Source organism: Flavicella sp. (assembly GCF_029238425.1).
GTDB lineage: Bacteria > Bacteroidota > Bacteroidia > Flavobacteriales > Flavobacteriaceae > Flavicella.
In genome coordinates, this window is the sequence record NZ_JAQWGB010000208.1 from 18081 (window position 1) to 32759 (window position 14679).

General features: G+C 33.3%; 12 protein-coding genes. 9 read left to right on the forward strand and 3 right to left on the reverse strand.

Annotated features, from left to right (window positions below; translation table 11 throughout):
• Positions 1–20 precede the first annotated feature (20 nt).
• The 6 genes from P8H68_RS14155 to P8H68_RS14180 all read left to right on the forward strand — a co-directional run bounded on the left by P8H68_RS14155 (position 21) and on the right by P8H68_RS14180 (position 7070).
• Positions 21–1178, forward strand: coding sequence for a formimidoylglutamase (locus tag P8H68_RS14155; RefSeq protein WP_300326617.1), 1158 nt, complete (start codon positions 21–23; stop codon positions 1176–1178).
• A gap of 121 nt (positions 1179–1299) precedes the next feature.
• The gene (gene gldK / locus P8H68_RS14160; RefSeq protein WP_300326619.1) at positions 1300–2685 is read left to right on the forward strand and encodes a gliding motility lipoprotein GldK; all 1386 of its coding nucleotides are present in this window, start codon (positions 1300–1302) and stop codon (positions 2683–2685) included.
• A gap of 46 nt (positions 2686–2731) precedes the next feature.
• Positions 2732–3364: a gliding motility protein GldL gene (gene gldL, locus P8H68_RS14165; protein ID WP_300326621.1), complete on the forward strand. Its 633-nt coding sequence runs from the start codon at positions 2732–2734 to the stop codon at positions 3362–3364.
• A 35-nt stretch (positions 3365–3399) separates the two neighbouring features.
• Complete coding sequence (gldM, locus tag P8H68_RS14170) at positions 3400–4962, forward strand: gliding motility protein GldM (RefSeq protein WP_300326623.1); 1563 nt, start codon at positions 3400–3402, stop codon at positions 4960–4962.
• A gap of 80 nt (positions 4963–5042) precedes the next feature.
• Positions 5043–5948: a gliding motility protein GldN gene (gldN, locus tag P8H68_RS14175; protein ID WP_366144956.1), complete on the forward strand. Its 906-nt coding sequence runs from the start codon at positions 5043–5045 to the stop codon at positions 5946–5948.
• A gap of 75 nt (positions 5949–6023) precedes the next feature.
• Complete coding sequence (locus P8H68_RS14180; protein ID WP_300326625.1) at positions 6024–7070, forward strand: FAD-binding oxidoreductase; 1047 nt, start codon at positions 6024–6026, stop codon at positions 7068–7070.
• On the opposite strand, the gene P8H68_RS14185 is transcribed toward P8H68_RS14180, so the two are convergent.
• On the reverse strand, positions 7071–7451 hold the full coding sequence (locus P8H68_RS14185) for a DUF983 domain-containing protein (RefSeq protein ID WP_300326627.1): 381 nt from the start codon (positions 7449–7451) through the stop codon (positions 7071–7073). It lies immediately after the preceding gene.
• Between the two features lie 203 nt (positions 7452–7654).
• Between P8H68_RS14185 and P8H68_RS14190 the strand changes: the two genes are divergently transcribed.
• Genes P8H68_RS14190 through P8H68_RS14200 form a run of 3 tightly spaced genes read left to right on the forward strand, consistent with a single transcriptional unit; the run spans position 7655 to position 11315 of the window.
• Entirely contained in the window at positions 7655–9574 is a 1920-nt protein-coding gene (locus tag P8H68_RS14190) for an ABC-F family ATP-binding cassette domain-containing protein (protein WP_300326629.1), read from the forward strand.
• Between the two features lie 11 nt (positions 9575–9585).
• A complete protein-coding gene (locus P8H68_RS14195; protein WP_300326631.1) occupies positions 9586–10524 on the forward strand; it encodes a pyridoxal-phosphate dependent enzyme in 939 nt (312 codons plus the stop codon).
• Positions 10521–11315, forward strand: a complete 795-nt coding sequence (locus P8H68_RS14200) for a glucosaminidase domain-containing protein (RefSeq protein ID WP_300326633.1) — start codon at positions 10521–10523, stop codon at positions 11313–11315. Before P8H68_RS14195 ends, P8H68_RS14200 begins: the two co-directional genes overlap by 4 nt.
• 36 nt (positions 11316–11351) lie before the next feature.
• On the opposite strand, the gene P8H68_RS14205 is transcribed toward P8H68_RS14200, so the two are convergent.
• Positions 11352–11807, reverse strand: a complete 456-nt coding sequence (locus P8H68_RS14205; RefSeq protein ID WP_300326635.1) for a hypothetical protein — start codon at positions 11805–11807, stop codon at positions 11352–11354.
• Between the two features lie 94 nt (positions 11808–11901).
• The gene (locus tag P8H68_RS14210) at positions 11902–14463 is read right to left on the reverse strand and encodes an AsmA-like C-terminal region-containing protein (RefSeq protein ID WP_300326637.1); all 2562 of its coding nucleotides are present in this window, start codon (positions 14461–14463) and stop codon (positions 11902–11904) included.
• Positions 14464–14679: the final 216 nt, after the last annotated feature.

The window sequence follows — 14679 nt, forward strand, 5'->3', positions numbered from 1 at the left end:
GCTTAAGAGAATTATTGTTAATGAACTTAGAATTTTTATTCCCCCTTGAAGAGCCTTTTCTAGAAGAAATTTCAGAATATCCTGAGACATCCTTGTCTCGTTTTGTTGGAATTCATACAAAAGAGCAAGGGATCCCTGATTTACAAAATGTATCCATTGCAATTTTAGGAGTTCAAGATGGACGAGGAGCTGTTAACAATGATACTACCGGTTATGGTGTGGATGCTATTAGAAAGCATTTTTACAAATTATATCCTGGGAATTGGTCTCAAAAAATAGTCGATCTTGGGAATATTCCACAAGGAGCTTCTGTTCAAGATACTTATTTTGCTTTGAGAGAAGTAATAACTTCTTTAGTTAAAAAAAATATTGTGCCGATCATATTGGGGGGTGGACAAGATCTAACCTATGCCAATTACCGCGCCTATGATTCTTTAGAACAGCTTGTAAATATAGTTTCCGTTGATTCTAAATTCGATTTAGGAGCACTGGAATCACCATTAAACTCAAATTCCTTTTTAAGTAAGATTGTAATGGAGGAGCCAGCAAACTTGTTTAATTATAGCAATATTGGGTATCAAACTTTTTTTAATTCACAGGATGAAATCGATCTGTTAGATAGTTTGTCTTTTGATGCTTATCGTTTGGGAGAAGCAAAAGATTTGAAAATTGTGGAACCTATAATGCGTGATGCTGATATTGTTAGTATTGATATTGGGGCTGTTAGGATGGGAGAAGCACCAGGGAATGGTAATGCAACTCCGAATGGTTTTTATGGAGATGAAATCTGTGCTATTTCTAGATATGCTGGTATCAGTGATAAAGTAACTTCATTTGGTGTTTATGAGTTTAACAATCGACTTGATGTGCAAGGGCAAACGGCCCATTTAATTGCTCAGATGGTTTGGTATTTTATTGAAGGATACAGCTTTAGAGCCAACGATTATCCTTACTGTACCAAAGAGAAATATATCAAATACATAGTGCCACATGAGGATGAAAATATGGTTTTTTATAAAAGCCATAAAAGTGGTCGTTGGTGGTTGGAAATTCATTCTATGAATGACAATAAATACAAACGACATGCGTTAATACCGTGTACGCACGATGATTATATGGATGCGACATCGCAAAAAGTGCCAGAAAGATGGTACAAAGCATTGAAAAAAATAAATTAATAAATGCGCGTTAACTTTAAGTGAAAAGTGCCAAAAAGTCTTGGTTTATGCTTTTTATTCGTTGCTTTTCATAAAAAAAAATGATAGGTTTACGCTCAATTACGAAAGACAAGAAGTGAATATGAAAAATATAGCAGTTTATATAGCCTTAATATTAGTGATATATAGTTGTGGTTCTAACGATAGAGGTGAGGTTGTAGGGAAGTCTTCTGGTAAGAAAATTTATTCTGAAAGACCTTTTGGAATGGTCTTAGTTCCTGGAGGTGCCTTTACGATGGGTAGAGAGGATGAAGATCCTTTTGGAGGAATCGGAACTGCTCCGAGAACTGTTACCGTACAGCATTTTTATATGGATGAGTCTGAAGTCACAAATAGTGAATATGGACAGTTCGTGGAATGGGTGCGTGATTCAATTGTACGTACAGAATTGGCACTTACTGCCGATGAGAGATCTTATTTAGTAGATGCCGATGGAGAAGGAAGTGACGATGGTATTTTTCGTTATAGTTTTAAAGAAGTAGATACAACCGATGCCAATCAGTATGAAAAATATATGATTGATAATTATGGTGGTTTAGGAGATGTAAATTCATTGACAGAAGGAAGAGCTTTGAACTGGAGAATTCCTATTGTTTGGGATAAAAATGAATATCCAGATGCTGCCTATTCTGAGGTTATGGATTCAATGTACTTGCCTTTAGAGGATTCTTTTGAGGGAGAAAGAATTTTGAACGTTAAAAAATTGAAATACACTTATTCTTGGTTTAATAAAGAAGGAGCTGCGAAAAGTACAACAGGTTCTAGAAAAGATTTTATCATTCATGAAGATGTTTCTGTGTATCCTGATACTACGGTATGGGTAAAAGATTTTAGTTATTCATATAATGATCCTATTCATGAAGAATACTTTTGGCATTCAGCATATCAAGAATATCCTGTAGTTGGGGTGAACTGGTATCAAGCTAAGGCATATTGTAACTGGAAGACTAAGAAGAAAAATGATTACTTGAGGTCTAGAAAAACACCAATTAGAGTTCCGAATTTTAGATTGCCAACGGAAGCAGAATGGGAATTTGCGGCTAGAGGAGGAATCGATCATGGTACTTATCCATGGGGTGGTCCTTATACAACAGATGATAGAGGTATCTTTTTAGCGAATTTTAAACCTGTTCGTGGAAACTATGCAATTGATGGTGCTTTATATACGGTAGAAGCTTATTCGTATGATCCTAACGGATATGGATTGTATAATATGGCTGGGAACGTAGCAGAATGGACAAGTACTTCCTACAATCAAGGTTCTTATAGAACGGGATCTAGTATCAATGCAAATATTGAAGATGAAGGAAATAAACGAAAAGTAATTCGTGGTGGTTCTTGGAAAGATATTGCTTATTTCTTGCAAGTATCTACTAGAGATTATGAGTATGCGGATTCTTTAAAAAGTTATATAGGATTTAGAACAGTTCAAGATTTTCTTGGTGTATCTAAGAAAACTAAAAAATAAAATAGAATAAATTATAATTAACCAACCCCTAATAAAAATTTAAATTATGGCACAATCAGTAAAAAGCAAGAAAATTTTAAACATGGTATACGGACTTGGAGCATCTGTCGTTTTGATAGGAGCCTTGTTCAAAATATTACACTTTAGCATTGGACCCCTTACCGGAGGAGTAATGTTAACTGTTGGTCTTTTAACAGAGGCGTTTATTTTTGCTTATTCTGCTTTTTTTGAACCTATAGAAGAAGATTTAGATTGGACGCAAGTATATCCAGAATTGGTAGGCGGTTCTGCGAAAGATAAAGATCCAAATGCGAAAGGTATTATGGCAGATAAACTTGATGAAATGTTACGTCAGTCTAATTTAGATGCTGAGTTGGTAGGTAGTTTGGCTGAAAGTATTAAAAACTTTAAAGGAGCTGCAGAAAGTATCAATTCATCGGTAGATACAGTTGCGAATACACATAAATATAATGAGGAAATGGCTGTTGCTGCAGTACATTTAGAATCATTGAATAGTTTGTATAAAGTACAGTCTGAAAGTAGTGAGCGCCAAGCATTTTTAAATGAATCTATGTTGAAACATTCAGAAAAATTAGAATCTCAAATGGAAGTATTGGCAAACAACTTGTCTTCTTTGAATTCTGTGTATGGTGGAATGTTATCTGCAATGAATAAATAATTAATAACCTTAAAAATTAACAAAGCTTATTAATTATGGCAGGAGGAAAACAATCAGCTAGGCAGAAGATGATCAATCTTATGTACCTTGTATTTATTGCAATGTTGGCATTGAATATGGGTAAAAAAGTATTGTCATCTTTTGGATACTTAAATGAAAAAATAGAATCATCAAATCAGACATCGGCAAATGATATTGCTGCGGTTTTACAAGATTTGGGAACAAAAGCGTCAGAACAACCAGAAAAGTATGGCGACTTAAATGATAAAGCGGTTCAAGTAAATAGAATTTCAAACGACTTTTTTAATTACTTAGGAGCGGTAAAGGACTCGTTATTGTCTACAATAGATCCAGAACTTCACAAGGACTATGAATCTTTGGATTCTGAAACAGCAGGAGATGAGTTTTTCTTTGCAGGAGAAACAAAACTTACCGAGAATGGTGAGTTGTTTGTATCTAGTATCAATCAGTATAGAGATGATATCATTGCGGTATTAGGTGAAAATATCAAGCCAGATGTACTAGATCATTTAAACAAACGTTTTGATACTAGTGAACAACCTATCAAGGATAGTGAAAGAACACAACCATGGATTAGAAATAGATATGAAGGGTTTCCATTAGTAGCTACTTTGACAAATATTTCTGTTATCCAGGCGGATGCTAGAACTTCTGAAAAAGAAATTTATAACTCTTTATTAGGGAAACAATTATCTGCAGATGCTAGTATTAGTGAAAAAACATATCAAGCCATTGTAATTCCGAATAAACCGGCATATTTCCCTGGAGAAGAATTTAGTGGAACGGTAGTTTTAGGAAAGTATGATGCAAATTTGAAACCAGAAAGTTTGACCATCAATGGGAAGAAGTATTCTGATAGAGACGAGAAAGGTGCCGCATTGGTAAAGTTTAAAACAGGAAAAGTTGGTGAAAATGACATCATTGGTGAATTTGTTTTTAAGCAAGATGGAAAGAATGTTAAGATACCTGTAAAGTCAAATTATCTAGTGGTTCCAAAGCCAAATTCAGCAGTCGTATCTGCTGATAAGATGAATGTGGTTTATAGGGGGGTACAAAATCCAATTACAATTTCTATTCCCGGTATTTCTGATAGTAATGTAAAGGCTTCTGCTTCTGGATTGAAAAGAGTAAAAGGAACAAAATATAATTTATTCCCTGGAAAAGGAAAAGAAGTAATAATAAATGTAACAGGTAAGACAAATGATGGAACCGTTATTAAGTCGCCACCAGTAAAGTTTAGAATTAAAGATATTCCACCACCAGCAGCTACTATTAGAAAGCAATGGGGGTCTATTAAAATGCCTAAATCAAGTTTAGCTAAAGCTACTATTGATGCTGCATTGATAGATTTTGATTTTGATTTGAAATTAAAAGTTTCTTCGTTTAAAATTAAAATTCCAGGTCAATCAACAGTGATGGTGAATGGTACTAGATTGGATGCTAGAGCTCAAAAAGCTTTAATGAAAGCAAAAAGAGGGGATGTGGTAAGTATTTTTGATGTAAAGGCTGCGATTATTGGAAATTCTTCTTACAGATTGAAAGGAGTGTTACCGTTGAGTGTAGTAATCTCTAACTAATCATTAGTTAATAGATTCAATAAGAGTATTGTTTAAAAATACAGATATAGTATTTTTGTAAGCGGATTAAAAGTTTGAGAATGATGAATTTGAAAAATTATTTACTATTTGGATTTGTGTTGTTGAGTATTTCAGCGATTGCACAGGCTGACTTTGGTGTGCTGAATGCGCAGACACCGGATGAAATAGGGCAAGTGCCAGAGCAGTATCAGGAAGCCTCTAAGGATAGTCCAATACCTTACGGATACGTAAATGAACGCGATATTCTTTGGTCTAAAATTGTTTGGGAAGAAATTGATTTGAATGAGCGTATGAATATGCCTCTGTATTATCCAATTGATTCTGCAAATGTGAATAGTAGCAGAAAATCTTTGTTTTACACCTTGTTAAAAGGGATCAAAACTGGGAAGATCAAAGAAGTTTATGATGATTCTTTCTTTAAATCAAAATTGACAGAGAAAGATATCAATCAAAAATTGACTCGTGTTGATACATCTGATTATGCTTATGAATTGATCAATGAAGGTGAAACGGATATCAAAGATTTTGTTGATGAAATTTCCATCAAATCTGAAGATATTTCAGGTTATAAAATTAAAGGTATCTGGTATTTTGATAAAAGACATGGTGAATTAAAGTACCGTCTTTTGGCAATAGCGCCTTTGGCCCCGGATGTTCAATTGTTGGGAAGAGATGATATTATTGATGATGAAACGTTGCCGTTATTTTGGATCTTTTATCCAGATGCTAGAGAGGTGTTACACAATGCATTTGCATTTAATAATGTAAATCATAGATCTCCTATCTCTTTTGACGACTTGTTGAATTCTAGAAGATTTACATCTTTTATCATACGTGAAGAAAACTTATATGGAAATAGAGCAATTGCTGATTATATTCAGGGGAATGCTTTGTACCAAATTATGGAATCGGAACGTATTCGAGAACAAATTAGAAATAAAGAATTGGATATGTGGAATTATTAATTCTGTGTTTCCATAAATAATAAAAAGACTCTTGTATGTATTTCCATTCAAGAGTTTTTTTTTAATCCATATTTTATGAAAGTAGATTGTATAATAGTAGGTTTTGGATTGGCAGGAATGGCCTTTGCAAAAGAGCTAGAGGAGAATGGGAAGTCGTTTGTGGTTTATGAAGATGATTCTCAAACATCCTCTAATGTTGCTGGTGGAGTTTACAATCCTGTAATTTTGAAACGATTTACTCCGGTATGGCAAGGGCAAGAGCAATTGGAAATTGCGTTACCATTTTATACTGAAATAGAAAACAAACTTGGTGGAGTTTATGATTATAAATTTTCTACCTACCGTGTGTTTAAGTCTGTAGAGGAACAAAACAATTGGTTTTCGGCATCAGATAAACCTTTGTTAGCTCCTTATATGGATACGAATATAGTGCGTAAAAGTTATCGTGGGATCGTTTCTGAAAATGGTTTTGGTAGATTATTTCATACGGGGAGGATTGACACAAAGGAACTTTTAGAAGATTACAAACAATATTTAGAATGTTCTGAGAGTATTCGTTACGAAAGCTTTGATTACGATGCTGTAAAAGTGCTTTCTAATGGAGTTAAGTATAAAGAGACCGAAGCTGCTTACGTTGTTTTTTGTGAGGGATATGGGATGCATAAAAACCCATATTTTTCAAATTTACCTATGAATGAGGCAAAAGGAGAATTACTTACAATACATGCTCCAGAATTAGAGGTTGATTTTTTAATCAAAGCGGCTGTTTTTGTGTTGCCTTTGGGGAAAGGTTTGTTTAAAGTGGGTGCTACGTTCAATTGGAAAGACAAAACCTTGAAAGCAACCGAAGAGGGTAGAAAGGAACTGTTGGATAAATTGGAAACTTTTATAAAAGTGCCTTATACTGTGGTAGAACATTCAGCAGGAATTAGACCTACGGTTAAGGATCGAAGACCTTTGGTGGGTGTACATTCTAAACACAGTTCACTTTGTGTTTTAAATGGCTTGGGAACAAGAGGTGTTATGATAGCACCAAAAGTTGCTAAGGAGCTTTATTTGCACCTTTTTGAAGGGGCTTCGTTAGATCCAGAATCTAACATCAATAGATTCCTGAAAAAATAATTATTTCTTTTTGTCTTTGTAAGCAACAAAGATATTGATCCAAATAATTCTTGAGAGCCTTAGACTAAAGGGTGTAGAGCCGATTAGAATAAGTATGATAGCTAAAAAGGATTCTAAAAGTTCAAAATTGAAAATTAAGTTGGTAATTAAAAAAGTAAGTATAGAAATACCAACAGACAAGGTATATGCAACGTACATGGCTCCATAAAAAAAAGAGGGTTCCATCATATATTTAAAGTTGCAGTTTGGACAATTGTCATGGATTTTAGTAACATCCTTTAATTTAAAACCACCTTTCTCCGTAAAAAAATCTCCTTCATGACATTTGGGACATTTAAATTTTAGAATGCTATATAACTTACTGCCTTTTTTTAAAAACATAATTCAATTCTTAAGATAATCAAGGTTGAAAAAGCGACCATGACCATAAAATAAACATGGTACAAAGATACGAACTTAACATGGTAAGCTCTATAAACCTGTGTTAAATAGGATGCAAACATTACAAAAATCTATTCTTAAATAGTAAAATTTGTGATAGATTTGCAAAATTCCATTAATATTCTAAAAACACTTATTCATAGATGCTTAACGTTCATAATTTAACCGTTTCTTTTGGAGGAACAGATCTTTTTTCAGAAATCACTTTCAAATTAAATAAAGGTGATAGAGTCGGTTTGATTGGAAAAAATGGAGCGGGAAAATCTACCTTATTAAAAGTTTTATCAAAAGATATTGAAAGTAGTGGAGGTACCATGGCATTTGAAAAAGATGTGCAGATGGGGTTCTTGAGACAGGATATTGATTTTGTGGAAGGAAGAACTATTCTAGAAGAGGCGTATCAAGCTTTTGTTGAAATCAAGGAAATTGAGGTCAAACTAGATAAAATTAATGAAGAGCTTACTACTAGAACCGATTATGAAAGTGAATCTTATAGCCAATTGATACATGACTTGACCGATTTAACGGAGCGTTATGAATTGTTGGGGGGGTATAACTATAAAGGAGATACAGAGAAAATATTACAAGGTCTTGGATTTAAAAGAGAGGATTTTGATAAGTTGACTGATACTTTTTCTGGAGGTTGGAGAATGCGTATAGAATTAGCAAAACTTCTGCTTCAGAATAATGATATTTTATTGTTGGATGAGCCAACCAACCATTTAGATATTGAATCTATTATTTGGTTGGAAAACTTTTTAAAAGGGTATTCTGGTGCGATTGTTTTGGTTTCACATGATAAAATGTTTTTGGATAATGTTACCAACAGGACTATTGAAATTTCTTTAGGTCAGATTTATGATTATAAAAAGTCTTACTCTGAATTTTTGTTGTTAAGAGGAGAAATTAAAGAAAAGCAGCTACAAGCTCAAAAGAATCAAGAGAAAGAAATAAAAGCTAAGCAGCAGTTGATTGATAAATTTAGAGCAAAAGCGAATAAAGCTTCTATGGCTCAATCATTGATTAAGCAGTTGGATAAAGTTGAGAGAATTGAAGTGGATGCTGATGATAATGCAACCATGAATATTAAATTTGCTGTTTCTAAGGAACCAGGAAAAATTGTTGTTGAGGCTGAAAATATGTGTAAAAGTTATGGCGACAAACACGTATTAGAAGATGTGAACTTGTTGATTGAACGCAATAGTAGAATTGCTTTTGTTGGGCAAAACGGACAAGGAAAATCTACGTTAGCAAAAATGATGGTTGGAGATATTCCTTTTGAGGGACATTTGAAATTGGGCCATAATGTAGAAATAGGATATTTTGCACAGAACCAATCAGAACATTTGCCACCAGAGGAAACTGTTTTAGAAATCATGCAAAACGCTGCTACTGATTCTAACAGAGCCAGGGTTAGAGATATGCTAGGGGCCTTTTTGTTTGGAGGAGATGCTGTTGATAAAAAAGCGAAGGTGTTGTCTGGGGGAGAAAGAAATAGATTGGCTTTATGTAAACTATTACTGTCGCCATTCAATGTGTTGATCATGGATGAGCCTACCAATCACTTAGATATTCAATCTAAAAATGTATTAAAAGAAGCTCTTAAAAAATATGCGGGTACTTTAATCATCGTCTCGCATGATAGAGATTTCTTACAAGGCTTAACGGATTCTGTTTATGGGTTTAAGGATAAGGAAATCAAAGAATATTTAGGAGATATTGATTATTTCTTAGATCAACATAAATTAGAAAACTTAAGAGAGGCAGAGAAGAGAACTGTTGTTGTTGAGAAGAAAGTTTCTAAAAAGGAAGATTATAAGTTAAGTCGACAAGAGGAAAAAGAATTGAAGCAGCTTAAAAATAAATTGAGCAAAGCCGAAAGAGCGATTTCTGATACAGAAAAAGAGATTTTGGATATGGATGCTAAGCTGGCAGATGATTATGAAAAGACGGCAGCAGATCCTAAGTTTTTTGAAAATTATCAAGCCAAAAAAGATTCTTTAGACGATTTGATGGAAGCCTGGGCAGAATTGGATGAAAAAGTGAATAGCTTTTCAGCTTAAAAAGGGAACTATTGCAAGCTGCTACAAGCAACATAGAAGAAATATTTTTACCAGAATTAAGAGCTAAAGAAGTTCGGCTTTTTGTAAAAAGAGAAGATGCATTACATCCTGTTATTTCAGGAAACAAATACCGTAAACTTTTTTATAATATAGCTTTTGCTAAAAAAAAGGGATATAGCAAATTGTTGACCTTTGGAGGAGCGTTTTCAAATCATATTCTCGCGACAGCAGGCGCTGGTTTTGAGTTTGGTTTTAAAACAGTTGGAATTATTCGTGGTGAGGAGCTTGGAGTGGATATAGAAAAAACACTTTTGAATAATGAAACTCTAAGAAGAGCAAAAGACTATGGGATGCAGTTTGAATTTATTTCTAGGTCTGATTATAAAGAAAAGTCTAGTCAGTCTTTTCTACTTACATTAAAGCAAAAGTATCCGAATGCTTATATTTTGCCAGAAGGAGGAACCAATGACAAAGCCATTCAAGGTTGTGAAGAAATTTTAAATGATCATACGGAAGATTTTGAATTTATTTGTTGTGCCGTCGGGACAGGAGGAACCATTTCTGGAATCATCAATAGTTCGTCTAAACATCAGCAGGTTTTAGGGTTTCCGGCTTTGAAAGGAGATTTTTTAGAAAATGAAATAAAAGGGAATAAGGTCAATAAAAATAATTGGGAAATCATACCGGATTATCATTTTGGGGGATATGCCAAAATAAATGAAGAATTAATTACCTTTAATAACAATTTTTTTAATACATCAGGCGTTCTTTTAGACCCGGTTTACACTGGTAAAATGTTTTATGGAATCGTTGATATGGTGAATAAAGATAAATTTGCCAAAGGGACTAAAATCTTAGCCATTCATACAGGTGGCTTACAAGGAATATCAGGTATGAATAATGTATTGGCAAAAAAGAATATGCCTTTATTAATTGATAGAAATATATGAGAATTACTCTTGGAATATTCGCTTGCTCAATTTTAATGATTGGGTGTGGCTCAAGTAAAAAAACTACAGTTCATAAGTCAACTCCAAAGCCTGTTTTGAAAGTTGTTGAGACGGACAATAAAGCGGTCAATAAAGAGGTTGTAAAATTAGAAAAGAGAAAATCTAGTTTGGATACCAGAACCATTGCTTATATCAGTCATTATGCTCCCGTGGCAATGGATGAGATGAAAAAACATAAAATTCCGGCAAGTATCACCTTGGCACAAGGAATTTTAGAATCAGGAAATGGTGTGAGTAATTTGGCTTTGAAATCAAATAATCATTTTGGTGTTAAATGTCATGATAGATGGCATGGAGAATCTGTAAGACACGATGATGATGAAAAGCAAGAGTGTTTTAGAAAATATAAAAAAGTAGAAAGTTCTTATAGAGATCATTCTTTATTTTTAACAAGTAGATCACGATATGATTTTTTATTTGACCTTAAAATTGATGATTATAAAGGGTGGGCTAAAGGTTTGAAAAAGGCCGGATATGCAACCGATAAAAAATATCCAGATAAATTGATTCGTATCGTGGAGACGTACGACTTGGATCATTATGATAAATTGGTACTGAATAAAAAGATAAAAGAAACGAAAAAAAGACATGGTAAAGCCTATCGTGTAAGAAAAGGAGATACGCTGTATGCGATTGCCAAACGATATAGGATGTCTGTAGATGAGATTAAGGAGCTGAATGGACTTAGCTCTAATGATATTAGCATAAATCAAGTGTTAAAACTTGAGTAAAAAAAATCCCAGTAAAATAATACTGGGATTTTTTTATTATGATTGAGCAGGTTTTCCTTTGTGACCTCCTTTATGTTTGCCTTTTTGACTAGCATGTTGTTTATGCATTTGTGCTTGTATTTTTTTCCAAGACTCATATTGATCTTTGCTTAATACTTTTTTTACTCTTGCTTGGAGCGCAATTTGTTGATCCATTTTTTCTATCATTTTAGCATATAGCTCATCATTCGATAAATTGGGTCTTTGATCACCATTAGCTTTTCTTTCTTCCATAGCTTTTTGTTTGTTATCAGTGACAACTAACATCAATGGATACATTTTTTCTTGCTGTGATTCTGTTAAATCTAAAGCAATAGTCAGTTTTTTTACGGTTAGCGTAGTTTGTTGTTCAACTGTAAATTCTGGTTTTTGCTGTTGTTTGTGCTTTTTCTGTGCAGTAGTACCAAAAATAAATCCAATAAGGAGAGCGAATGTTAAAATGCTTTTTTTCATGATATAATGTTTTAAAGTTTACTTTTTAGACTCCAACATTTCTCATTAGTTTAATGGCATATTTATTTTAACATTAATTAACAGAATAAAATTTTTAGAAAAGTCCCTTCAATAAATTTTTTGCGGCTTTTTCTATGTCCTTGCTTTTAGAACTGGTACTGTCACTTTTTTTATTCGTTTTTTGAAACAAATTATCGATTAATTTATTTTTTTGAGATTCAATAACCTTGCCTGAAACAACCTTAAGGGCACTTGTAAAGTCAGGAACAACGTTTGGCTTACTCACATCTCCATTCATTTTAATTTTCATAGGCACGGTCATCTTTTCGACTTCCTCTTTTGAAAGCCCTGATAATAGATTGGTTGCCTCTTTTCCTAAAAATTTTACTGGGACTTCAGTGGTGATATTATAATCCATTGTATTTGAGAAAGTATGTGATCCTTCTAGTTGGATAGGGATCCCATCATACGATGCAATTTTAAAGGGCTTGAAAGAAATAGCACTGTTCTCAAACTTAATGGCGGTCTGTATTTTTTTCATATCCAGTTTTTTTAAATCGACAAAACTGAAATTGTTTTCTAACAAACTCAAAGCATTTGATTTCTTAGGGTCTATTTCTTTTACCTGTAATTTAGAGAGTCCATCACCATTTAAGCTATTCATATCTGGAAAAAACTCAGCATCTAACTTACCAGTAAGGTCTAGTGATGTTGACATTTTCCCGTTAAAAGCTTTTGCAAACGGAGCAATGGAAGAAAATAATTCAAGAGTAGAAAAGGACTCAACAATGTCAAGTTCCTTTAAAGTCATAGAAAAATCAAATGTACTAGGACTCGGTTTTGTGTCAACCTTACCTTTTAATGCTATAGTTCCTCCAAGCATTTTTGCAGTGGTATTTGTGAAGATAGCTTTTTGATCATAAATTTTAATACCACCTTTCATTTGACTCAATTTGATATTATCATAACTTACATTTTTAGCATAAAGTTTTGTTGTGATATCAATATTGGCTGGTATTTTAATTGCTTCTAATTCGTCTGTAGTTACTTTAGTTTCTTCTTCTTTTTCTGCTTCCTCAGGAACTTCAGTTTCTGACAAAAAATCAAATACATTGAACGTGTCAGAGGTAACAGTAAAATTTCCTTGTAGGGGTTTGTTGTTGAATACAAAACCCATTAAGTGTTGTAAACTCCCACTTGCTTTTAAATCGCTTTGTGCTGTTGTTGCTTCAAAATTCTCTAGAATAAATTCTTTTGGAGTAAAGTTTAAGCGAGCATTGCTAATAGCTATAGGGTTAGGTAACATTTCTGTTTCAATGGTAAGATCTTTTAAAGAAATATAACCGCTATTTTTGATCGTTGCATAAAGTTCTTTCTCGATAGCTTCTTGAGTGAATTCAGATTTTAAATGAAACGTTGTGATTCCTTCAAGTTTCTCTTCAAGGTCTACTGGGTATGCTTGACTTAGGTTGTTAAGATTTAAGGTACCGTCTAGTTCCGCTTTAACATGTGGATTGCTAGTTAAGTTACTAAGATTACATTTAGCTTTGAAAATATCTTTGTCAATTTTCAAATCAAATTTATTTACCGAAATATGTGTGTCATCAATTAAACCAGTTTTATTGGTAATATGTGTATCAATATAAATATCTGTAATGGATTTTGGTAAATCTGGATAATGAAAGGAAGCATTGTTTGTTGTTAAGTTGATGCCAAATTTAGGCACAGTTGTATCGGAATACAAACCGGTTGCTTGTCCGTCAAAATTCAATGCTCCGACGGCTTCTATAGCATCAAAACTAGAAGAATAGGCTGAAGGAATTAATGATAAAAGACTTTTAAACTGTGATCCTTTTGAGTCGAAGTTCAGGTCCATTTCTATACCGGAATCAACAGGTTGTAAAAATCCATGAAAAGAGAGTTTTAAATCATTGAACTGTGCATGGTTTTCCAAGAACTCCATTTTAAGGTTTTCTAAGTTTAGATTGAGTTGTGCATCCCAAAGGAATTTTGCATTTTTAATTAAATGTATACTTTCAGAACTAAAGTTAAACGACTCTATAGATGAATTTGTTTTTAGAAGTACATCTTGCGCTGAAAATAATCCTGTTCCTTTATGGTTGAAATTTTTTACCGTCATATGCATTTGACTTGATGCATCTAGGTAATTAAAGTTGATGTTCTCGAAACTGTAATATTCAATATGTAAGGAGATTTCTGAGTCAGAACTTTTAGATGCTACTTGAGTTTCGTTTGGGGTATCGGATTTCATGACGTCGTAATTAGAAACACCATCTTTATTTGTTTTTAGGTTGATCAAACTTTCGGAAATTGAAAAGTGGTCAATGCTAAGTTTTTTGGATAATAAATTTGAAATGGAAGTTTCTAAACTAACCGTATTGATAGACACTAGAGTGTCTCCTTGAAAAGGAGCTTTATTTGTAATCAGAATATCTTGAAGTGATATAGAAGCATTAGGGAAGTCAGTGACAAAACTCATTGAAATAGAACCGATGTAAAACTCCGCATTGATTACCTTATTGACTTCATGGGTAATGGTATCGTTTATTTGCTTTTTAAATAAATAGGGAGCAAATATCAAAGTTAGAAGGAGTAGTACTACAATGCTAGAAAGAATTTTTATAAAGGTTTTCATGAGCTTTATTTAGGCATGATAAAAATACAATGCTGTTACCTAAACGGAGATAACACATGTTAAAAATACTCAAAAAAAAACCCACTCTACAAGTAGAGTGGGAAAATTGCTATGAAAAAGAAATTGGTGTTAAACACCAACTGATACAAATATATAAATATTTTGGAATGTGACCATTTTATTTGAAAGTTTTTAACTAATCATTAACCTTTGTTT

What these genes read in the sequence shown, in the direction of transcription:
- P8H68_RS14200 (WP_300326633.1), top strand. Translation starts at nt 10,521, where the DNA reads ATGAGAATTACTCTTGGAATATTCGCTTGCTCAATTTTAATGATTGGG.
- P8H68_RS14210 (WP_300326637.1), bottom strand. Translation starts at nt 14,463, where the DNA reads ATGAAAACCTTTATAAAAATTCTTTCTAGCATTGTAGTACTACTCCTT.
- gldL (WP_300326621.1), top strand. Translation starts at nt 2,732, where the DNA reads ATGGCACAATCAGTAAAAAGCAAGAAAATTTTAAACATGGTATACGGA.
- P8H68_RS14155 (WP_300326617.1), top strand. Translation starts at nt 21, where the DNA reads ATGAACTTAGAATTTTTATTCCCCCTTGAAGAGCCTTTTCTAGAAGAA.
- P8H68_RS14205 (WP_300326635.1), bottom strand. Translation starts at nt 11,807, where the DNA reads ATGAAAAAAAGCATTTTAACATTCGCTCTCCTTATTGGATTTATTTTT.
- P8H68_RS14185 (WP_300326627.1), bottom strand. Translation starts at nt 7,451, where the DNA reads ATGTTTTTAAAAAAAGGCAGTAAGTTATATAGCATTCTAAAATTTAAA.
- P8H68_RS14180 (WP_300326625.1), top strand. Translation starts at nt 6,024, where the DNA reads ATGAAAGTAGATTGTATAATAGTAGGTTTTGGATTGGCAGGAATGGCC.
- gldK (WP_300326619.1), top strand. Translation starts at nt 1,300, where the DNA reads ATGAAAAATATAGCAGTTTATATAGCCTTAATATTAGTGATATATAGT.
- gldN (WP_366144956.1), top strand. Translation starts at nt 5,043, where the DNA reads ATGATGAATTTGAAAAATTATTTACTATTTGGATTTGTGTTGTTGAGT.
- P8H68_RS14190 (WP_300326629.1), top strand. Translation starts at nt 7,655, where the DNA reads ATGCTTAACGTTCATAATTTAACCGTTTCTTTTGGAGGAACAGATCTT.
- gldM (WP_300326623.1), top strand. Translation starts at nt 3,400, where the DNA reads ATGGCAGGAGGAAAACAATCAGCTAGGCAGAAGATGATCAATCTTATG.